At 44.5% G+C, this 19,010-nt stretch carries 23 protein-coding genes, 3 tRNA genes, 1 other RNA gene and 5 pseudogenes; 17 read left to right on the top strand and 15 right to left on the bottom strand.

Annotation, left to right across the window (positions count from 1 at the left end; translation table 11 throughout):
• Positions 1 to 384: 384 nt before the first annotated feature.
• On the top strand, positions 385 to 1,329 hold the full coding sequence (locus ST37_RS09810) for a glutathione S-transferase family protein (RefSeq protein ID WP_084885819.1): 945 nt from the start codon (positions 385 to 387) through the stop codon (positions 1,327 to 1,329).
• Positions 1,330 to 1,412: 83 nt separating this feature from the next.
• On the opposite strand, the gene ST37_RS09805 is transcribed toward ST37_RS09810, so the two are convergent.
• From ST37_RS09805 to ST37_RS09795, 3 genes are all read right to left on the bottom strand, one after another.
• Positions 1,413 to 1,497 (bottom strand) — tRNA-Tyr (locus ST37_RS09805).
• A gap of 71 nt (positions 1,498 to 1,568) precedes the next feature.
• Positions 1,569 to 1,653, bottom strand: a tRNA-Tyr gene (locus ST37_RS09800).
• An 89-nt stretch (positions 1,654 to 1,742) separates the two neighbouring features.
• Positions 1,743 to 1,827: transfer RNA gene (locus ST37_RS09795), tRNA-Tyr, on the bottom strand.
• 276 nt (positions 1,828 to 2,103) lie between these two features.
• Here ST37_RS09795 and ST37_RS09790 point away from each other — a divergent pair.
• Complete coding sequence (locus ST37_RS09790) at positions 2,104 to 2,424, top strand: DUF1244 domain-containing protein (protein ID WP_084885817.1); 321 nt, start codon at positions 2,104 to 2,106, stop codon at positions 2,422 to 2,424.
• 148 nt (positions 2,425 to 2,572) lie between these two features.
• On the opposite strand, the gene ST37_RS09785 is transcribed toward ST37_RS09790, so the two are convergent.
• Positions 2,573 to 3,631 carry a PLP-dependent cysteine synthase family protein gene (locus ST37_RS09785; protein WP_084885816.1) on the bottom strand — a complete coding sequence of 353 codons (1,059 nt, stop codon included), beginning with the start codon at positions 3,629 to 3,631 and terminating at the stop codon, positions 2,573 to 2,575.
• 116 nt (positions 3,632 to 3,747) lie between these two features.
• Here ST37_RS09785 and ST37_RS09780 point away from each other — a divergent pair, with 116 nt between their 5' ends.
• On the top strand, positions 3,748 to 4,215 hold the full coding sequence (locus ST37_RS09780) for an Lrp/AsnC family transcriptional regulator (protein WP_084885814.1): 468 nt from the start codon (positions 3,748 to 3,750) through the stop codon (positions 4,213 to 4,215).
• A 56-nt stretch (positions 4,216 to 4,271) separates the two neighbouring features.
• On the opposite strand, the gene putP is transcribed toward ST37_RS09780, so the two are convergent.
• Positions 4,272 to 5,708, bottom strand: a complete 1,437-nt coding sequence (gene putP / locus ST37_RS09775; protein ID WP_084885812.1) for a sodium/proline symporter PutP — start codon at positions 5,706 to 5,708, stop codon at positions 4,272 to 4,274.
• 170 nt (positions 5,709 to 5,878) lie between these two features.
• Complete coding sequence (gene tesB / locus ST37_RS09770; RefSeq protein WP_084885811.1) at positions 5,879 to 6,745, bottom strand: acyl-CoA thioesterase II; 867 nt, start codon at positions 6,743 to 6,745, stop codon at positions 5,879 to 5,881.
• Positions 6,746 to 6,857: 112 nt separating this feature from the next.
• Here tesB and ST37_RS09765 point away from each other — a divergent pair, with 112 nt between their 5' ends.
• Entirely contained in the window at positions 6,858 to 7,292 is a 435-nt protein-coding gene (locus ST37_RS09765; protein ID WP_242426282.1) for a YbaY family lipoprotein, read from the top strand.
• Positions 7,293 to 7,317: 25 nt separating this feature from the next.
• Here ST37_RS09765 and ST37_RS09760 read toward each other — a convergent pair whose 3' ends face one another.
• Positions 7,318 to 7,620, bottom strand: coding sequence for an MGMT family protein (locus ST37_RS09760; RefSeq protein ID WP_084886633.1), 303 nt, complete (start codon positions 7,618 to 7,620; stop codon positions 7,318 to 7,320).
• A gap of 71 nt (positions 7,621 to 7,691) precedes the next feature.
• Between ST37_RS09760 and ST37_RS09755 the strand changes: the two genes are divergently transcribed.
• From ST37_RS09755 to ST37_RS09730, 6 genes are all read left to right on the top strand, one after another.
• The gene (locus ST37_RS09755) at positions 7,692 to 8,450 is read left to right on the top strand and encodes a hypothetical protein (protein WP_084885807.1); all 759 of its coding nucleotides are present in this window, start codon (positions 7,692 to 7,694) and stop codon (positions 8,448 to 8,450) included.
• A gap of 128 nt (positions 8,451 to 8,578) precedes the next feature.
• Positions 8,579 to 8,675, top strand: an RNA gene (ffs, locus tag ST37_RS09750) — signal recognition particle sRNA small type.
• A 479-nt stretch (positions 8,676 to 9,154) separates the two neighbouring features.
• Positions 9,155 to 9,673, top strand: coding sequence for a GNAT family N-acetyltransferase (locus ST37_RS09745; protein WP_084885806.1), 519 nt, complete (start codon positions 9,155 to 9,157; stop codon positions 9,671 to 9,673).
• A gap of 119 nt (positions 9,674 to 9,792) precedes the next feature.
• Entirely contained in the window at positions 9,793 to 10,236 is a 444-nt protein-coding gene (locus tag ST37_RS09740) for a GNAT family N-acetyltransferase (protein WP_084885804.1), read from the top strand.
• A gap of 128 nt (positions 10,237 to 10,364) precedes the next feature.
• Positions 10,365 to 11,435, top strand: a complete 1,071-nt coding sequence (locus ST37_RS09735; RefSeq protein ID WP_084885803.1) for a hypothetical protein — start codon at positions 10,365 to 10,367, stop codon at positions 11,433 to 11,435.
• Between the two features lie 143 nt (positions 11,436 to 11,578).
• Positions 11,579 to 12,663, top strand: a protein-coding gene (locus tag ST37_RS09730) for an IS3 family transposase (RefSeq protein WP_143698176.1) whose coding sequence is annotated in 2 segments (ribosomal slippage) — positions 11,579 to 11,831 and positions 11,831 to 12,663 — 1,086 coding nt in all. Because the reading frame shifts where the segments join, the coding sequence is not laid out codon by codon here.
• A gap of 3 nt (positions 12,664 to 12,666) precedes the next feature.
• On the opposite strand, the pseudogene ST37_RS20265 reads toward ST37_RS09730, so the two are convergent.
• Positions 12,667 to 12,915, bottom strand: a pseudogene (locus tag ST37_RS20265) (hypothetical protein); the annotation flags it as partial.
• A 90-nt stretch (positions 12,916 to 13,005) separates the two neighbouring features.
• Positions 13,006 to 13,221 (bottom strand): annotated as a pseudogene (locus ST37_RS09725) (IS110 family transposase); the annotation flags it as partial.
• Between the two features lie 163 nt (positions 13,222 to 13,384).
• Here ST37_RS09725 and ST37_RS09720 point away from each other — a divergent pair.
• The 4 genes from ST37_RS09720 to ST37_RS09705 all read left to right on the top strand — a co-directional run bounded on the left by ST37_RS09720 (position 13,385) and on the right by ST37_RS09705 (position 14,638).
• Positions 13,385 to 13,717 carry a type II toxin-antitoxin system RelE/ParE family toxin gene (locus tag ST37_RS09720; RefSeq protein WP_084885801.1) on the top strand — a complete coding sequence of 111 codons (333 nt, stop codon included), beginning with the start codon at positions 13,385 to 13,387 and terminating at the stop codon, positions 13,715 to 13,717.
• Positions 13,704 to 14,018: a DNA-binding transcriptional regulator gene (locus ST37_RS09715; protein WP_084885799.1), complete on the top strand. Its 315-nt coding sequence runs from the start codon at positions 13,704 to 13,706 to the stop codon at positions 14,016 to 14,018. Before ST37_RS09720 ends, ST37_RS09715 begins: the two co-directional genes overlap by 14 nt.
• A gap of 124 nt (positions 14,019 to 14,142) precedes the next feature.
• Positions 14,143 to 14,409: a BrnT family toxin gene (locus tag ST37_RS09710; protein ID WP_084885798.1), complete on the top strand. Its 267-nt coding sequence runs from the start codon at positions 14,143 to 14,145 to the stop codon at positions 14,407 to 14,409.
• On the top strand, positions 14,396 to 14,638 hold the full coding sequence (locus tag ST37_RS09705) for a CopG family transcriptional regulator (RefSeq protein ID WP_084885796.1): 243 nt from the start codon (positions 14,396 to 14,398) through the stop codon (positions 14,636 to 14,638). Before ST37_RS09710 ends, ST37_RS09705 begins: the two co-directional genes overlap by 14 nt.
• A 187-nt stretch (positions 14,639 to 14,825) precedes the next feature.
• Here the strand turns inward: ST37_RS09705 and ST37_RS09700 are convergent, their stop codons facing one another.
• The 4 genes and pseudogenes from ST37_RS09700 to ST37_RS09685 all read right to left on the bottom strand — a co-directional run.
• The gene (locus ST37_RS09700; protein ID WP_084885795.1) at positions 14,826 to 15,104 is read right to left on the bottom strand and encodes a type II toxin-antitoxin system RelE/ParE family toxin; all 279 of its coding nucleotides are present in this window, start codon (positions 15,102 to 15,104) and stop codon (positions 14,826 to 14,828) included.
• The gene (locus ST37_RS09695; RefSeq protein WP_084885793.1) at positions 15,101 to 15,385 is read right to left on the bottom strand and encodes a type II toxin-antitoxin system RelB/DinJ family antitoxin; all 285 of its coding nucleotides are present in this window, start codon (positions 15,383 to 15,385) and stop codon (positions 15,101 to 15,103) included. Before ST37_RS09695 ends, ST37_RS09700 begins: the two co-directional genes overlap by 4 nt.
• A gap of 314 nt (positions 15,386 to 15,699) precedes the next feature.
• Positions 15,700 to 16,005, bottom strand: a pseudogene (locus ST37_RS09690) (transposase); the annotation flags it as partial.
• Positions 16,006 to 16,024: 19 nt separating this feature from the next.
• Positions 16,025 to 16,486 (bottom strand): annotated as a pseudogene (locus ST37_RS09685) (transposase); the annotation flags it as partial.
• A 165-nt stretch (positions 16,487 to 16,651) separates the two neighbouring features.
• On the opposite strand from ST37_RS09685, the gene ST37_RS09680 reads away from it, so the two are divergent.
• Positions 16,652 to 16,906: a type II toxin-antitoxin system prevent-host-death family antitoxin gene (locus ST37_RS09680; RefSeq protein WP_084885790.1), complete on the top strand. Its 255-nt coding sequence runs from the start codon at positions 16,652 to 16,654 to the stop codon at positions 16,904 to 16,906.
• The gene (locus ST37_RS09675) at positions 16,899 to 17,168 is read left to right on the top strand and encodes a Txe/YoeB family addiction module toxin (protein ID WP_084885789.1); all 270 of its coding nucleotides are present in this window, start codon (positions 16,899 to 16,901) and stop codon (positions 17,166 to 17,168) included. The genes ST37_RS09680 and ST37_RS09675 overlap by 8 nt, the downstream gene beginning before the upstream one ends.
• Before the next feature lies 1 nt (position 17,169).
• Here the strand turns inward: ST37_RS09675 and ST37_RS19815 are convergent.
• A pseudogene (locus ST37_RS19815) lies at positions 17,170 to 17,356 on the bottom strand (hypothetical protein); the annotation flags it as partial.
• Positions 17,357 to 17,383: 27 nt separating this feature from the next.
• On the opposite strand from ST37_RS19815, the gene ST37_RS09670 reads away from it, so the two are divergent.
• A complete protein-coding gene (locus ST37_RS09670) occupies positions 17,384 to 17,770 on the top strand; it encodes a tautomerase family protein (protein ID WP_084885788.1) in 387 nt (128 codons plus the stop codon).
• A 255-nt stretch (positions 17,771 to 18,025) separates the two neighbouring features.
• Here the strand turns inward: ST37_RS09670 and ST37_RS20115 are convergent, their stop codons facing one another.
• Positions 18,026 to 18,910: a transposase gene (locus ST37_RS20115; protein WP_197687464.1), complete on the bottom strand. Its 885-nt coding sequence runs from the start codon at positions 18,908 to 18,910 to the stop codon at positions 18,026 to 18,028.
• Between the last annotated feature and the right edge of the window lie 100 nt (positions 18,911 to 19,010).

Genomic DNA, 19,010 nt, shown 5'->3' with positions numbered 1-19,010 from the left:
CGTATGGGTCGCGCTTTTTTTGTTTATAATTTGGATTGGTCACATACTACCGATACAGTGCGCGGTAGAATGTATCTAATTGTACAATTTGACTAGTGCTATTTTTAACACCATGAAAAGGTCATTCATTAAGCCATCTTCTACGCTGCTTTTATCTAGTGAGTTTGTGTATCGACACGCCTATTGGGTATTGCTATCGGGTGCAAAGCGGGCTCCGCGTTGTATCACGCTAAACATTATGGACGAAACCAAGTCGTTGATGCTCTTACCCTAGACTCGTAACCTTCTTCAAAATATCTGAACATGTTGTTGAGCGTCCTGCAGTAGTGAAGCCGCCCATAGTTTTTTATAGTCAGACTTATAGTTACTCTATAGGACAGCAACATGGGAAAACTAGTAAACGGTCAATGGCACGACGTGTGGTACGACACCAAGAGTTCAAAAGGTAAGTTCGTCCGTGAAGACGCGGGCTTTCGCAATTGGATTGTCGACGCGCCCGATGCGAAGTTTGCCCCAGAGTCTGGCCGCTACCACCTTTACGTCTCGTTAGCCTGTCCTTGGGCGCATCGCACGCTTATCTTTAGAAAACTAAAAGGCTTAGAATCGCACATCTCGGTTTCGGTTGTGTCCCCGGACATGCTGAGTGAAGGGTGGCAATTTGATGAGCCAGAAACGCTATTTGGTTTCACTCGAATGCATCAGGTGTACACGAAAGCCAAGCCTGACTATAGCGGGCGAGTCACTGTGCCCGTATTGTGGGACACGTACACCAACACCATCGTGAGCAATGAATCGTCGGAAATTATTCGCATGTTTAACTCAGCGTTTAATGGGTTGACGGGCAATACGCTCGACTTCTATCCAGAGGCATTAAGGTCAACGATTGATGCGTGGAACGAGGACATATACCCCAATATTAACAATGGTGTCTACCGCTGCGGATTTGCCACCACCCAGCAAGCTTACGAAGAGGCCTATGACGCACTGTTTGACGCGCTGGATCGTGTTGATGCGCATTTGGCAACACATCGTTACCTAACCGGTAATGAGGTGACCGAGGCCGATTGGAGGTTGTTTACCACGCTAATACGCTTTGATGCAGTCTACGTTGGCCATTTTAAGTGTAATAAGCAACGCATCGCCGATTACTCTAACCTGCAAGGGTATATGAAGGAGCTGTATCAAACTGCGGGTGTGAGCGAAACGGTCAGCCTTGAGCATATCAAACGCCACTACTATTTTAGCCATGCAGGGATAAACCCAACCCAAGTTGTGCCTAAAGGGCCGGTTTTGGACTTAGACAGTGACCATGGACGACACGCGTTATAGGGCAACCTAACTCAATAGTTGCGCGCTCTTATGAGCGAACAAAAACAAAAAAACCAGCTCATGTGAGCTGGTTTTTTTTAAGATGGTGGGGGGGGACGGATTCGAACCATCGAAGGCAGTGCCGGCAGATTTACAGTCTGCTCCCTTTGGCCACTCGGGAACCCCCCCAGGGGTTTTATCCTTGTTCACTGGTTTTCCCAAACCCAATGCTCAAGCGTTCTGTTTTACAACAGAGAATATGGTGGGGGGGGACGGATTCGAACCATCGAAGGCAGTGCCGGCAGATTTACAGTCTGCTCCCTTTGGCCACTCGGGAACCCCCCCAGGGGTTTTATCCTTGCTCACTAATTTCCCAACCCAGTAATCAAGCTTTTTGCACAGCGCTGTAAACCACAGTCTCTACAAAATAAATATGGTGGGGGGGGACGGATTCGAACCATCGAAGGCAGTGCCGGCAGATTTACAGTCTGCTCCCTTTGGCCACTCGGGAACCCCCCCAGGGGATTTTTATACTTAACTCGCGTTTTCCCAACACACTCATCAAGTGAGGTCGGCATAATAGCAAACTCGATTTTGCTGTAAAGCGTTTTCTTATAAAAATGGCGCGAATGCTCTCTTTTTGCTCAAAGCTATCAAAAAGTCACCATTTGTCCTTTCTACTCTCATTTTACTGCTCCGTGCTTTATGCTTAATTTATGCAAACCTGTGTGGGATTTGTAGAGAAAGTGTGAAAAAATGGCCAATACAGCAGAGTAAAAAAAGTAAGGAAACTCAATGACTCAAGCCAAATTTAATCACAAAGCACTGCCGCAAGATGAGCAAGACAAACTGGATGCAGCGGTATTTCGCCGTTTATTAAAACACTTAGACGCAAATAAGGATGTGCAAAACATCGATTTGATGATTTTGGCGGGGTTTTGCCGCAATTGTTTCAGTAAATGGTACGCCGCTGAGGCCGAAAGCCGGGATTTAAACCTAGACATAGACGATGCGCGCGAGCGTGTGTACGGGATGACCTACCAAGAATGGAAAGATAACCATCAACCCGCGGCAACGCCAGAGCAATTGGCAGCGTTTGAGGCTAAGCAAAAGTAGCTTCTAGTTGTTGGTCTATTGCGTGCTACATGCAAGATTGCGCTGTTTGCTCGGGCGCGATAAAAAGCGCTAGCGATGGTGGTTTAACGCCATTTACAAAAACGGTATCTCTTTTTAGAGATACCGTTTTTATTATTTAGCAGTCAACCTAATCAATATTCAGCAGTTGATACAGGTGAAGGTTGGCTGCGGATAACGAACCAATGGTGCTTTCGACCCATTGTGGGTTGTAGTAGGTATCGAGGTAGCGCTCACCACTGTCGCAAAGCAGCGTGACAATGGAGCCTGTTTTTCCTTTGCGCATCATTTGGTGAGCAAGGCACAGCACGCCATACATGTTGGTCCCTGTCGATGGCCCAACTTTTCGGCCCAATTGCGTCTCCAGCCAGCTCATGGTGGCGAGGCTTTGCGCATCGGTAACGGTTTGCATCGTGTCTATTACCGACGGGATAAAGCTAGGTTCCACTCTTGGGCGGCCAATCCCTTCAATGCGGCTGCCAGACTGGCTGCGAATAGACTCATCACCTTTTATAAAATATGGGTGAAATACTGAGCGCTCAGGATCCACCACATGAAGCTGTGTTGCGTGCTGTTGATAACGAATAAAACGACCCAATGTCGCAGATGTGCCTCCTGTTCCTGCGCTCATAACAATCCAGCTAGGAATAGGGTGAGGCTCTTGAGTCATTTGGTTGAAGATAGAGTTGGCGATATTGTTGTTGCCTCGCCAGTCCGTCGCACGTTCAGCGTAGGTAAACTGATCCATATAGTGGCCGTTGAGCTCTTTGGCCAGTGCTTTAGACTCACTGTAAATTTGGTCGGTGCGCTCGACAAGATGCGCTTTACCGCCGTAGAACTCGATTTTTTCGATTTTGCTTTTTGCCGTGCCTTCAGGCATGACCGCAATAAAAGGCAGCCCTAACAATTTGGCAAAATAGGCTTCAGAGACCGCCGTGCTGCCCGATGACGCTTCGATAATAGTGGTCTGGGGGCCAACCCAACCGTTACAGATTGCGTATAAAAACAGTGAACGCGCCAACCTGTGTTTCAAAGAGCCTGTCGGGTGCGTACTTTCGTCTTTTAGGTAGATGTCAATCCCCGTAAATTGGGGTAAATCCAGTTTTACTAAATGTGTATCCGCAGAGCGTTGGAAATCGGACTCAATTTTTTGAATGGCTTGGTTAATCCATTGATGGTCTTTACACATACTCGATTCCTCATCAGTTATGCAGTAACTCTAAACCGATTTATGGAGAAATTGTTTGCTTCTTTTTTGGTGAATTGGTCAAATGGTAGAAAGTATTTCTCTAATAGGGGTTTTGTATGGAATTGGATAGCATCGATGTAACGCTGCTTAGGATGATTCAAAAGGATTCAACGTTGTCACTGGCGGATCTTGCCGAGAGCGTAAACCTAACAACAACCCCTTGTTGGAAGCGCATCAAACGTTTTGAAGAGCTAGGGATCATCGATAAGCGGGTGGCACTGCTTAACCCGGCGCCACTTGGGTTAGATTTTACCGCCTTTGTGATGCTGAAAACCTCGGATCACTCTCACGATTGGTATCAGCGTTTTTCCAGTCAAATTGCTGAGTTTGAAGAGGTGATGGAGTTTTATCGAATGGCAGGCGAATACGATTACATGCTAAAAGTAGTGGTTGCCGATATGCAGGCGTACGATCATTTTTATAAGAAGATGGTCAACGCAGTGACCGGGATTGCGGATGTGACCAGCACTTTTGCGATGGAATCAATCAAATACACGACGGCATTGCCGATCCATCAAAGATAGAAGTATGGTTTTTAACCCATTGAAAAGTGGCTGCCGAAGCAGCCACGATACGCCGATTAAGCGAGGTCGAACTTTTTAAGTGTTTCCGTCGATGGTTTCGCCGTCACTTTACTGACCAACACTATGGCGATAAACGCTAGCGCAAAGGCAGGCATCAGTTCGTAGAAGTATTCTCCTTCAATAGAGATGAAGTTCTTCACCACATAGATGGTGAGTGAGCCAACAATCATTCCAGCCAATGCGCCCCACTTGGTGGTTTCTTTCCAGCACAGCGCCAAAATCATCAGTGGACCAAAGGCCGCCCCAAAGCCGCCCCACGCATAACCCACCATAGACAGAATCGAGCCGTCATCGTTGGCCGCAATAATAAGTGCAAGCACCGCAAAACCAACCACGCCAAAGCGGCTGATCATGGCACGACTTTTCTCAGAATGATGTTTGAAAAACGGTAAATCTTCGGTGAGCGATGACGTTAACACCAGTAACTGCGAATCGGCAGTAGACATAACGGCCGCCAGTACCGCCGCTAAAATGAATCCAGAGAATACAGGGTGGAATAACGCATCGGTAAGTGCTAGAAATACACGCTCAGGATTAGCGCCTTCACCGCTTAGATCCGGCAAACCGTAAGCTGCGTCGTAACCAATACCGACTAATGCGATGGAGATAGACAGCACCAAAGTAATCACCATCCACGTAATACCAATGCGGCGCGCTTTGCCAATACTAGCGACGTCTTTAATACCAATAAAACGAGCTAAAATGTGTGGCTGACCAAAGTAGCCAAGTCCCCAAGCCATCAACGACGCGGCAGTAATGAAGCTGGTCGAGAATTTAAAGGCATTAGGGTTTACCTCACTGATCACAACGCCAGAATCGGCAATGGCAAAGTAACCAAACAATAAACAAAACGCCAGTGCAGCTAGCATCAAAAGACCTTGTACCAGATCAGTCCAACATACCGCTAAATAGCCACCGAGGAAGGTATAAGAGACCACCACAAACGCGGTGATGTACAAGGCCGTTTCTTCGGTTGAGCCAAAGCTGTGAGCAAACAGTAAGGTTCCACCTTTTAGACCCGACGCCACATAAAGAGTAAAGAAAAAGAGGATGACGGCAGTCGAAACAAACTTGATGATATTGGTATTGTCATCAAATCGCTTAGACAAAATGGAGGGCAGAGTAACAGCGTTTACTTTCTCACTGCTTGCACGCAAGCGAGGTGCCACAATAAGCCAGTTAAGATAAGCGCCAAGCGTCAAACCTGTCGCAATCCAGACCCCTTCAACCAAGCCGCTGGCAAACACCGCACCGGGTAAACCAAGCAGCAACCAGCCGCTCATATCAGACGCACCCGCACTAATGGCGGTAGTTGCAGGGCCTAAGCTTCGCCCCCCAATAATGTAGTCTTGGTTATTCTGCGTCTTTTTCATCGAGTAATAACCAATGGCGAGCATGGCCACTAAATAGAGACCAAACTGAATATAAATCATAGAGTCATCCTTGTGCCGTGAAATTCGGCCGTATTAAACTGAGAATAAGTAGGTTACAACTAGGGTGTTTTTTGCCCGTTTATGGGTTTAGTCTAGCCTGCTAACTCATTGTTGCAAATAACAAAATGAAAAAAGGGCCATGCGGCCCTTATAAGCGTAAAGTTATTAGGTTACTTCGACGGAGCAAATCGCATCACGCCTTCTTGGACCGCTGTAGCGACTAATTCACCACTTTGATTAAATATTTCTCCACGGACTAACCCACGTTCATTACCTGCAGTGGGGCTTTCAATGGAATACAGCAACCAGTCGTCAAACTTGAATGGGCGGTGGAACCACATCGAATGGTCGATCGTCGCGACTTGGAATTTAGGGGTCATCAACGTCACTTTATGCGGATGCAATGCAGTGACCAAAAATCCCCAGTCTGAGGCATACGCCAGCAAGTATTGATGGATCAGCTGATTTTGTGGCAAGTCACCATTGGCTTTGATCCACAAGTATTGCTTGGGCTCGGCTTCTCGAGGTTTAAGCGGGTTGATCACCGTAACCGGCTTAACAATAATGGGCTTTTCACCACCAAACACTCGGGTCACACTTTCTGGAAGCAAGTGCGCTATTTGCGCCGCAAGCTCGCCTTCCGATTTCAGTGTGTCTGGCCCAGGTACATCAGGCATTGTGTTTTGGTGACTAAATCCTTCTTTTTCGCCGTGATAAGAGGCCGTCAGGTAGAAGATTGAGCGGCCATTCTGGATGGCTTTGACTCTACGCGTACTAAAGCTGCCGCCGTCACGTAAGTTTTCAACGTCATAGATGATCGGTTTGCTCGCGTCACCTGGGTATAAAAAATACGAGTGGAAGGAGTGGACAAAGCGATCGCTCGGCACGGTATAGCGCGCCGCAGAAAGTGCTTGTCCAAGCACTTGTCCACCATACACTTGTGGCAAGCCCAAATGTTCGCTGTTTCCGCGAAACAATTTGTCTTCAATCTTTTCTAGCTGCAAAAGATCCAGCAGTTCGGTTAATGGTTTGCTCATCTGACCTCCGTCAAGTTACGGTTAAAAAATACTAGGAAGCAGACAGACTTACAAGTGAACACTATACTGGAATGACGTTTAGCGACCAATTTTGTGGGAGAGTGGTACAGTGATTAAGCGATGGATGAGTATAGGTCTTGGTGTTATGGCCATTGGGTTAAGTGGTTGCCAATCTAATGAGATGCAAGCGATGGATAAGGGTGCAAGCCGTGAACAGTCCGTTATTTCTGGCAAAGTCATGTATCGCGAACGCATTGCCTTACCCGATACCGCAGTATTGAACGTCAAGCTTGAAGACGTCTCATTGGCCGATGCGCCCGCAAAAGTACTCTCGGAAGTTGAACTGCCAACCCTCGGTAAGCAAGTGCCACTGGCTTTTACCTTACCTTACGACAGCGAGCAGATTATTGACAATCATCGCTATGGTTTGAGGATAAAGATTGTCGATGGCGAGCGTCTGCTGTTTATTAACGACTATCATATAGGCGTCATTAACGATCCAGAATCCACGGATTACGTGGAGGCGATCCTTAAAAGCGCGAAATAACTATTTATGGTGGCGAGAGTGCCTACTACCCTTGCCACCGATAACGTTTAAGCGAAATTCTCCCCTGTTGGTTAAAAATTACCCCTTCCACTTCTAGTTTTTCACGTTGCCGTTGGTAATCCTCACCCTTTAGCGATATTTCACCTTTACCATTAATGACTCTGTGCCAAGGCAAAGTCGAGCCTTCTGGTAGATTTTTGAGCAAGCGACCAACTTGGCGCGCATATCCCTTAAAACCTCCAAAATGTGCGATGTCTCCATAAGTTGAGACCTTTCCGTATGGTATTTGGTGAATTACCGCAAAGATTTGCATGTCAAAATCATTCATACTGTACAAGTTGTTACAAAATAATGGAAAACGAGCTACAAACATCAAACAATAACTATAAGGAGGCAGTTATGCTTTTGACAACGCTCCAATTCTTCGTCACTGCTGGTTTGTCGATAATATGCGCGCGCGCACTGCAAGTGAGTGGCGGCGACCTACCACTATTGACCTTTATAATACCCATTATCTGGCTAATGAGTTCGGTCTCAAAATCGAATGTGTTACTGGCGACTGCACTGCTGTTTTATGGTCTCACAGTCTCGGTTCAGCCGGTAGAACTTTCTATCAGTACTTGGATACTGTTCCCGTTGTTGCTGGTCGCTTTTTGCAAGCGCAGCACCTGGGTCGCTCGCTCTTGGTTAATCATCACCATGCTCATCATGGAAAGTGCCGTCCTTTATTGCCAATGGACAGGGACCATCTCGGGTGCGATGTACGCTACCTTAATGCAAATTGCCGCTGTAACCATGGTATGGTTATCCTCCCGACAAGCAAAACAAGACAAAGCCACATACGGCGATAGCAGGCACTGGTGGGCGCTGGCATTTGGTGGGATTTTACTGACCCAAGGCGAAGGCGTCGCACTGTTGGTGGCTTTATCGCTGGTGGCGATGATCCATTCGGTATCGACCTTCCCATCTCGCAAGCAACAACCCGGCGAGTCAAAAATCAAATGGTCTACATTGCTTAGTTGGACATTGCCGACAGTGGCATTCTCCACCTTTATTAGCGCGCAAGACATTGCCAGCAGCAGTCTCATCCTACTGATTTGGATGGTCACACTCGCCGCAGCATGGATATGTGACTACATTTTGCGCCTGAGCGATTAACGGTTCGTGCACTTTTCGCGCAAACAGTTAGCGACGAAACAAATTCACTCATCATTTAGTTGCAATAGAGCAGGGGATAGCAGATAATCCCCTCGCTCTTGATGAGAAAGTCAAGACCTCTATGAGGGCCCTGGTCCTCCCGCAACAATACCTCGTTTACCTGGTCAGGTCCGGAAGGAAGCAGCCAAGGCGGGCGACTTGTGTGCCGGGATGTGGCTGGGGCCTTCACCCATCTAGCTTTTACTAAAAGCACACCTTTCTATACTGAACCAAACCTAATACTAGGCTTGCGAACCATCGTAATTTATTTCCAATACATGTAGATTGTTTTTTGGCAATGGCGTGTGGTTTTTCATCTACTTTAATATTCCAATATCCTTGACGTGAAAGCGCGTTGCAACCTCATTTCCATTTAGTGCAATCTAGTCCTTAACGTCATCGCAGAACGTTTGACCAAAGTTTTCCTAACGATGTATTGTTAAGTGCCATATAGGCAGCTGGTGGCATATCGAATGGAAAATCAGTCGCGACTGATTTTCCATGCGATAGTTCTCGAAAATATTGCAGTAAGTTGCGTTTACTCTTATTTTTCATGCCCTTAAAATGTTAGTGTTGGAGTTAATAGGAAGCGACGTGACTGCAAAGCGGGAATCAGAGTTAGTCGGCGTTCCCACTAATAAGCTGTTAGGCATCAAGGATGGTGTATGAAAATTAGAATTGCTGAGATATCAGACGCTAATGAAATAGCTAATATCTACAATCACTATATAACTGAATCCACGATCACCTTTGAAGAGTCCACAGTTTCAGTTAACCAAATGAAAGAACGCATTGAAACTCTGTTAGGTTCTGGGTTTCCGTGGATAGTGTTAGAGGGTGATAGTAAGATCATCGGCTACGCCTATGCCAGCCCTTGGAATTCTCGAACAGCCTATCGTTTTACTGTTGAATCAACAATTTATCTAGACCCTCAAGCTTCAGGTAAAGGCAATGGGCGTAGACTATATACAAACTTACTTAATCGCTTATATAAACAAGAAATCAGAAATGTTATGGGCGTCATTGCCCTACCCAATCCATCGAGTATCGCGTTGCACGAATCATTGGGCTTCAACAAAGTTGGTGAGTTTAGCAATATAGGTTTTAAGTTTGAGCGTGAAATTTCTGTAGGCTATTGGCAACTTGAACAAATGCCTAACAAGTTGCTTAACAAAGACTCCTAACGCTTGGCGACTTCAGTCGCAATTTCAGCCCCTTGTTTATGGCACAATATTCAAGTTAAGTGGCATCGCGTTGTCGCTTGTTAGCAAGGCGTTAGCTGTAAAAAGTATTACGAGGACACATGGACGAGTACATTGAATTAGATCTACTTACACTCTCAGATCTATCGAATGAGGCAGGAAAGCCAATCGATGTGAGTCATTATCAAGCGTCGTTGCAAGTTGCTAAAGAATCGGGCTTGCTGTTTGAATGTCGTAAATCAGGGGTTCTTCAAGGATACTTTACCTTACGACAATTAAACGATGCAGCATGGTTTATTCCAATGTTTGTGGTTCATCCAGACTACCGAAATAAAGTTGTGTTTCTATCTCTCTTCTCTCAGTTAAAGAACTTCATCACAGCTCAAAAAGTTGAAAAATTAATTAGCAACGTATATCGAAATAATAAACTGTCTAATAATTTTCATAAGAAATTAGGCTTCGTAGTTACTCGAGAAAGCGATCTAGGTTTCGAGTACAGCCTCTGTATAGACACTAAGGTTCGGGAAAGGTGGCAGGATTTATAGAAATACAGCTAACAAGAACTTTAAACGGAACAAAAACAGTTGGCTGTTTCGCTCCGCTACACAATTATAGCCAACAATTTTTGTCCGCTTAAGTAGGCGTTAGAAATTTTATTTGGAATATGGTGTAAATGGCTAGAAAGCATAGATATGTAATTACGATTGAGTTCTCATCTGAAGAGAAGAATTCGCTATTTGTTGGAAAGGTTCCTTATCCTTTTTCTAAGTCTTACAAGGACGAGCTGACGATTACCGATGACAAAATCGAGATCGTTGCTGATAGAAGTAATAAGGTTGATATCAAAGGGATCTTCGATAACCACAATAGTGCCCTATATACACAAATCATTAAATCATTGGTCTACTACTACTGTTGTGTAGGGAAAGCTAACAAAATCACAAATATTCAAACTAATTATATTTATGATACTGTCATTAAAGACAAGTTAGTTGTTAAAAGTAACGATATTAATCAGATCGTTGAAAGTGATGATGACCTTTCACTTTTGAAAAAGTTAGAAGCTAATGAATTAGAGGTCATTTTCGAAGAAAGCCCAAAGGGGCATTCATATTTAATTGCCTTAACTCATTTAGTAAAGTCCTTTTGCTCAGAGAGTCCTTATGACTCTTTTGAAAGGAAGTGGAAGTCTTTCAATGCCCTGTATCGACAAGTTTCAAATGAAGATAATGAGTTCAAGCGTCAGGTGTTTGTTCGAAATCATTTGATAAATCACCCTGAGCTTTATCCTCTGACTTTTGATGTGGTAAGTAAACTAACGGCAACTGGAATTAGAGAGAAAGTTCGTTGGGTTAAGTTTATTCACAATAACTTTGCCACTTTAAAACAAACAGAAAATTTTAAGAACTTTATCATTGCCAATGAGGATCATCGTTTAGCTGAGATCAATCAGAGTACTTTGACAGTACGAGAAAAGTTCTTAAAAGATAAAGGTCTTTATAACGATGTAGAAGCACACCTCAATCATCATATTGAAAACAAGACACTTAATAATTCACACCTAACGGCAACTTTGTGTATTAAGTATATGTATTTTGTGCGTAATAAGTCTGTTCATGCTGAGAAAGTCGACTCAAGTTTTCGCCTAACTTCGAATACCAAAGAAGAAGTAGAAGTGAAATGGTTGTCTAGCTTGCTTGATTTGCTGCTTATTGATTTAGTGAATGCGCACTCAAATTTCTAACAAACTGTTTAAGAGTGATTCGCAACGCGTGGCATTTTTACTATGCGTTGCGTTTTGTGTTTAAGGTGGTATGGTAATCCTCCCGAAAAGTAACCGCAGGCAAAAGTAGAATTTTCTCGTATAGTTAATACAGGAGATTCAACATGAAAAAATCACGTTACACGGACAGTCAGATCTTAGCGATCTTAAAACAGGCAGAGGCTGGAACGCCCATCCAAGAGCTCTGTCGAGAGCATGGAATGAGCACCGCAACATTCTATAAGTGGCGCTCTAAATACGGTGGAATGGATGCCTCACTCATGACTCGTATGAAAGAACTGGAAGATGAAAATCGGCGGCTAAAGAAAATGTATGCTGAGGAACGTTTAAAAGCAGAAGTCATTTCTGAGGCTATGGCAAAAAAGTGGTGAAGCCCTGTGAGCGTCGTTTAATGGCTCAGCATTCAGTGGCGAAGCAGCACATCAGTATCAGGCAGGCCTGCCGTTGGTTTCAAATCAGTGAGACATGCTATCGTTATGTGTCGAAGCTCCAGCCTGAGAATGAGCGCATTGCTCGGTTGTTGGTGGAGCTGTGTCAAAACGAAGACTGTGCGGACTGGGGCTTTGGGTTGTGCTTTCACCATTTCCGCAACGTTAAAGGTTACAAATGGAATCACAAGCGTGTGTATCGAATCTATTGCGAGTTATCGTTAAACCTACGCATCAAACCTAAGCGTCGCCTGAACAGAAACACGCCTGAGCCACTCAAAGAGCCTATTAAGCCCAATCAAGTTTGGTCTGTTGATTTCATGCATGACCAGTTATCAGATGGACGAAAATATCGACTGTTCAATGTTATTGATGACTACAAGCGCGAGGGACTCGCAGCCGAGCCTGATTTTTCACTGCCCGCAGCTCGAGTAACACGTATCCTCGATCAGCTAATTGAGCAGCGCTCAAAGCCTGTCGCTATTCGTTGCGATAATGGGCCTGAATTCATCAGCCACGTTTTTATAAAATGGGCAAAAGATCATGACATTAGGATTGATTATATTCAGCCTGGTAACCCACAGCAAAACGCCTATATCGAACGTTTCAATCGCACAGTGAGATTTGGCTTGGTGAGCAAATACTTGTTCGATAGCATAGAAGAGGTTCAAGAGCGTGCCACCCAGTGGCTGTGGTTTTACAATTATCAACGACCACACTCAGCAAATGGAGGATATCCACCACTAAAAGTTGCAGCCTAAATTCTACGAATAAGCGCTGTTATTAATGGGGGGATTACCCATCTCATGCTGACAGCAGGGACAAGCACGTACTGCTTTGCTCTTTTTTGCCAGTGTGAATAATAATTTTTGAAGGCTATCGCCAACCAGTAACCATTGAATACGGCTCAGGATATGTCGTGCTTGCCCTCTTAAAAAGCCGTAGTCTCGAACACGTTGTAAGCCCTTTGGTAATGTGTGCTGTAAGACAAGTAGCAAGAATTGAAGGGTAGGCGTTGCAGGCGTTCACTAATAGTGATGATCATCTTTTACAGAACTATTTGCCGACTATGGTGCGACATGATGATGTCTTTTGGTACGGGTATCGTGTCCCAGTTTATTGAGTGTTCTTGCCCAATAATGTGCACCACGACACGGTTCAACATCTATACGCATGAGTGGCATATTTGCTAAGGTAGTCAGTAGTTTAGAGCGGGTTACTGATTTATGAAGAATGACCTTACCATTTTGGTCAACAGCATGACGACTAAAGTGGTTTTTAGCTAGGTCAATACCGCAGAAATAAGAATAATCATACATGGTACCTCCGGTGTAGTTAAGTACCACATAAGTGTGGCAGATCCTCGGGAGGGGGAATCCATGTCATTCGTATAGCTCTGATCAGAGCCGCATTCCCAAATGCAATTGCTACGTTATTTACGTACAGTTTGCCATCCATACGTTAATTGCGTACACTTTGCTTATGGAAAGTGTATTTGTTGAATCAACCATATTTGAAAAGTACCGAAATGAATACCTCAGTGACGAGGAGTTTCGGCTGTTCCAAGCTGAACTTATGTCGAAACCAAAGCAAGGTGACGTAATTCAAGGTACAGGTGGTTTGCGAAAGATTCGAGTTGCAAGTAAAGGTAAGGGCAAGCGTGGTGGTTCACGTGTTATCTATTACTTCTTCGATGAAAAGCGTCGTTTTTATTTGTTGACCATTTACGGCAAAAATGAAATGTCAGACTTAACCTCAGATCAAAAGAAACAGTTAAAGGCTTTTATGGAGGCGTGGCACAATGAGCAATCGTGATCTATTTGCAGAACTAAGTTCAGCACTTGTTGAAGCCAAGGAGTATTCAGAGGGTAAGGTAACTCTGAAAACTCATCAAGTTAATGACATCAGTGAGCTAGATATCTCACCTGATGAAATTGTAAGCATTCGTGAGCAGTTTAATATGTCTCGTGGTGTATTTGCTCGTTTACTACATACATCATCGCGAACGTTGGAAAATTGGGAGCAGGGGCGTAGTGCTCCAAATGGACAAGCTGTCACCCTTCTAAAGTTGGTACAGCGCCACCCAGAAACCCTGTCGCACATCGCAGAGCTATAACAAGTTAATCAATTACGTTACCCTAGCAAAAAGACGCGCCGATTATCAAAGGCGTTAGCCATTCCCAAAATTTTCAACTAATGTACAATTTTCTAAATGAGTAAAAAGGGTGTAATTTTTACTCATTGTTAAATTTGAATCTGATGAAAACAAAAGCAGGTCAAACTTTGAGAAGCATGGAGTTGATTTCTATACAGTTCAAGGTTTGTGGAGCGACTCTAATCTTATAGAGAACCCTGTAAGAACGAGCGATGAGCCTAGATATTTAGTCATCGGTATGCTCAATGGCAAGCACTGGTCTGGTGTCATTACATATCGTGGGTTAAATATTCGGATCATTTCAGTCAGACACTCACGCAAAGCGGAGGTAAACTTATATGAAAGCGCATGAGTTTGATGCCAAGTTTGAAAGTGACGATGACATTTTAGGTGATCTAGATTTATCTAAAGTTAAGCGTCCAATGCAAAAACAGAAACGAGCCAATGTTGACTTCCCAGCATGGATGTTAGAGTCATTAGACCGTGAAGCTAGTCGAGTAGGTGTTACAAGACAGTCAATCATCAAGATTTGGTTGGCTGAAAGGCTTGAAAATGTAGCTCACCACCACACTTCAAACTAAACGGCTAACAAATAAAGATTAAGCGCTGCGTCAGCCAGCGTTAAATCCCGAGTGTTGAACAAGCCCGTTGTCTCTATATAAGTAAATTGTGCGATTGTCGGCTCAGGTGGTCACGCCTTGATACTTTTCTCAAGGCGAACGCGTACCGAACTCGCTATAGCTTAGCGTTAGTTGCACTGAGCAAGCATCAATCATTAGGGAATTTTTGTTTCTGGTGTAAAACTCTCATAATGCGGATGATGTCACCTTCTATCCAGTATGAAACTATCATTGAAATCTCAGGAATAATGAGTAGCCTTCCTCTGAAACCATCTCGTTGAACACCCATTAGCGGTTGCTCTGCAAGGTTCTTCACTTTAGCTTCAATGAGTTCATCAGTCTTTTCCGCAGCTTCTGGGTTGAAGTCAAAGAGAAATTCAAAGATCTTCTCGCGATCGTTTAGAGATTCTTCTTCCCACAGAATCATTGCTTTCCTCGGCTACGAATTCTGGCTTTTCGAATCTCCATCTGAGATTTTGCAGAAACATCATCAACGAAAGCCGACTTCCCTGAATCGTATTTATCAAATGCCAAGTTCACTTGGTTTGTTAACCAAGAGTCGTGAGATAATGTTTTTCTCTGCTGTTCAGCAAGTTGCTCGGTGAGCTCACGGCAAGCATCGCTCAGAGTACGGCCTTGGCTTTCTGCCATTTGCTGGGCTAATCGCTTTGTTTCTTCATCAACACGGAATTGAATTCGAGTATCCATTGTATGCTCCTTTGTTGTGTGTACAAATGTTAGCACTGGTCTATGGAGCGTGCAACTAACAAATAAGGATCAAGCGCTGCGCCAGCCAGCGTTAAATCCCGAGTGTTGAACAAGCCCGTTGTCTCTCTATAAGTAAATTGTGCGATTGTCGGCTCAGGTAGTCACGCCTTGATACTTTCCTCAAGGCGAACGCTGTCGTGATAAGACCTAAAGTGACATCTTATCAGCAGGTTAGCGTTTATTTACTTGGCTTTTTGGTGTCGTTTTTCCTTTCTCAAGTTATCATCATTATCCTTATTATCTCAGCCTTTCGGCTATCTCGGTCGTGTGATCCCAACGCACCCCATCTCATGCTGACAGCATGGACAGACACGTACTGCTTTGCTCTTTTTTGCCAGTGTGAATAAGACTTTTTGAAGGCTATCGCCCACCAGTAACCATTGAATACGGCTCAGGGTATGTCGTGCTTGCCCTCTTAAGAAGCCGTAGTCTCGTACACGTTGTAAGCCTTTTGGTAATGTGTGCTGCAAGACAAGTAGCAAGAATTGAAGGGTGGGCAGTGTTCGCGTCGTCCACTGTTTGGTTTTGCTTTCTCGGTAGCGGAAGGTCACGGTATCATTTTCAACATCAATGAAGAACGACCGGTATGACTAGCCCAAACTCAGAAAGCAAGGCACGCATGCGGTTCATAAGCGCGGTACGCTCGCGAACCCAATGCTCTTTCATTCTATGCACTGACAATATGGCTTGTTGCTTAGGAGATTTAACGGGTACGAAGTGAGTGGAAGGGCGCTGTACTGCTTCGAAAATAGCGACAGCGTCAGTCAGGTCGTTCTTTCCTTTAGTTCGATATGGGAACACATATTTAACGGCCATAATACGGGTATCGTGTCCCAGTTTATTGAGTGTTCTTGCCCCATAATGTGCACCAACACACGGTTCAACATCTATACGCATGAGTGGCATATTTGCTGAGGTAGTCAGTAGTTTAGAGCGGGTAACTGATTTATGAAGAATGACTTCACCATTTTGGTCAACAGCATGAAGACTAAAGTGGTTTTTAGCTAAGTCGATACTGCAGAAATAAGAATATTCAGACATGGTGCCTCCGGTGGAGTTGGGTACTACATAACAGTGGTAGATGCTCGGGAGGGGGAATCCATGTCATTCGTTAGTTGCCCTATTAACATCACATGTTCAATATAGTGTACAAGTAGAGTGGTGGGGGCTATACTTGTTCGATTAAATGTACATGTGGAGGTTCTTATGAGAATCGTATCTTTTACTGAAGCTAGAAACGGTCTTAAAGCTGTTTTGGACGGTGTAGTTAATGACGCTGATACAACAGTTATTACACGCCGTGATTCTGAAGATGCTGTGGTCATGTCTTTAGACTACTACAATAGCCTTATGGAGACAGTGCACTTACTACGCTCTCCTCAAAATGCTGAACACTTAAACCGTTCGATAACACAGTACCGTGCTGGTAAAACAACAGCACGAGAGTTAATTGATGAGTAGTAGTCAGCGTCTACTGTCGTGGACTGATGACGCTTGGGATGACTATCTATATTGGCAAACTCAAGACAAGAAAACACTAAAGCGCATCAATAAACTCATCAGTGATGTTAAGCGCTCTCCATTTGAGGGTATCGGTAAACCAGAGCCGTTAAAAGAGAACTTATCCGGTTTTTGGTCTCGTCGTATTGATGACACTAATAGGCTTGTTTACGCAGTCGATGATCAAGCGATAACAATAATTTCGTGTCGTTACCACTACTAAACAGTAGTTTAGAGCGGGTTGCTGATTTGTGAAGAATGACCTTACTATTTTGGTCAACAGCATGAAGACTAAAGTGGTTTTTTAGCTAGATCGATACCGCAGAAATAAGAATAATCAGTGGTGGTGCCTCCGGTGTAGTTAAGTGCTACATAGCTGTGGCAGATCCTCGGGAGGGGAATCCATGTCATTCGTTATACGTTTACGAGGAAATCACGATGATCGTCATATATGGAATAAAAGAAAATCTAAACCCGATAAAAGCGAGACTCTCAGACTCTATTCATAAATCAATGAAATCGGTGTTGGGAATGCCTGAAGACAAGCGTGTTCATAGGTTTATACCATTGGATAAAGAAAATTTCTATTATCCAAGTGGTCGAAGCGATGCTTATTTAGTCATTGAAATTAACATGATGGAAGGGCGTCAAATCGAAACGAAAAAGGCCCTGATAAAAAGCCTATTCTCAAATATCGAGTCCGATCTTGGTATTAAGCCAATTGACGTTGAAATTACAATAAAAGAGCAACCGAAACACTGCTGGGGTTTTCGTGGGATCACTGGTGATGAAGTTGCAGATCTAAAATATCAGGTAAACGTTTAACAAATAAGGATTAAGCGCTGCGCCAGCCAGCGTTAAATCCCGAGTGTTGAACAAGCCCGTTGTCTCTATATAAGTAAATTGTGCGATTGGCGGCTCAGGTAGTCACGCCTTGATACTTTCCTCAAGGCGAACGCTGTCGTGATAAGACCTAAAGTGACATCTTATCAGCAGGTTAGCGTTTATTTACTTGGCTTTTTGGTATCGCTTCTCCTTTCTTAAGTTATCATCATTATCCTTATTGTCTCAGCCTTTCGGCTATATCGGTCGCGTGATCCCAACGCACCCCATCTCATGCTGACAGCAGGGACAGACACGTACTGCTTTGCTCTTTTTTGGCAGTGTGAATAAGAGTTTATGAAGGCTATCGCCAACCAGTAACCATTGAATACGGCTCAGGATATGTCGTGCTTGCCCTCTTAAAAAGCCGTAGTTTCGTACACGTTGTAAGCCCTTTGGTAATGTGTGCTGCAAGACAAGTAGCAAGAATTGAAGGGTAGGCAGTGTTCGCGTCGTCCACTGTTTGGTTTTGCTTTCTCGGTAGCGGAAGGTCACGGTATCATTTTCAACGCTCACGATGTTTTGGTCAGGGAGTACCCCTCGATACAGGTATCGTGACAAGTACTCCAGTGCAGATTGGCCTTTGCCTCCTTTACCGTCTCGAATGTGCACTTGCATTGAGTGTGCATCAATATCTTGAACGGTCAGGTTAAGCGCCTCACCGAGTCGAAGCCCCATAGAATATAACGTCAGGAAAAAGACCTGATAGCGGCGCTGGCGAGTCATGGTGATGAGCAGTGCGACCTGAGGGGCCGGGATGACATCGGGTAATTTTTTAGTGCGAGGTGGCCTGACGATGTTTAGCCACTCCCACTGCTTGTCTAGGGTATAGCGATAGAAAAACTGTAAGCCGTTGCGGTCGAGCTTAACGGTACTCCAGGAGTGAGTTTCAATCAGACGAGCAAAGTACTGCTTGAGCTGAGAAGTGGTAAGTGAATCGGGGCTGCAATCAAAGAAGTGGCTGATGCGGCGCACCGCACGAGAATAGGCATCCATGGTGGCAGGCCGTTTACCTTGCAGTTTAAGGTTGGTAAGGTGTTGTTTATAGAGCGTGTTGTATCGAGCAAGTTCGTTGGTGTTCAAAGTCGTAACTCCTTTGTTTACCATCGAGTGATGGAGTAACAAGAAGTATGGTGCTTTTACGTTTTGCTCTGCCGCGGAGCGGCTTCGTTCAACAAGGCAA

This window comes from Vibrio sp. qd031, from assembly GCF_002100145.1.
GTDB lineage: Bacteria > Pseudomonadota > Gammaproteobacteria > Enterobacterales > Vibrionaceae > Vibrio.
Note: the sequence above shows the minus strand (reverse complement) of the source record. Positions and strands in the feature narration are given on the sequence as shown.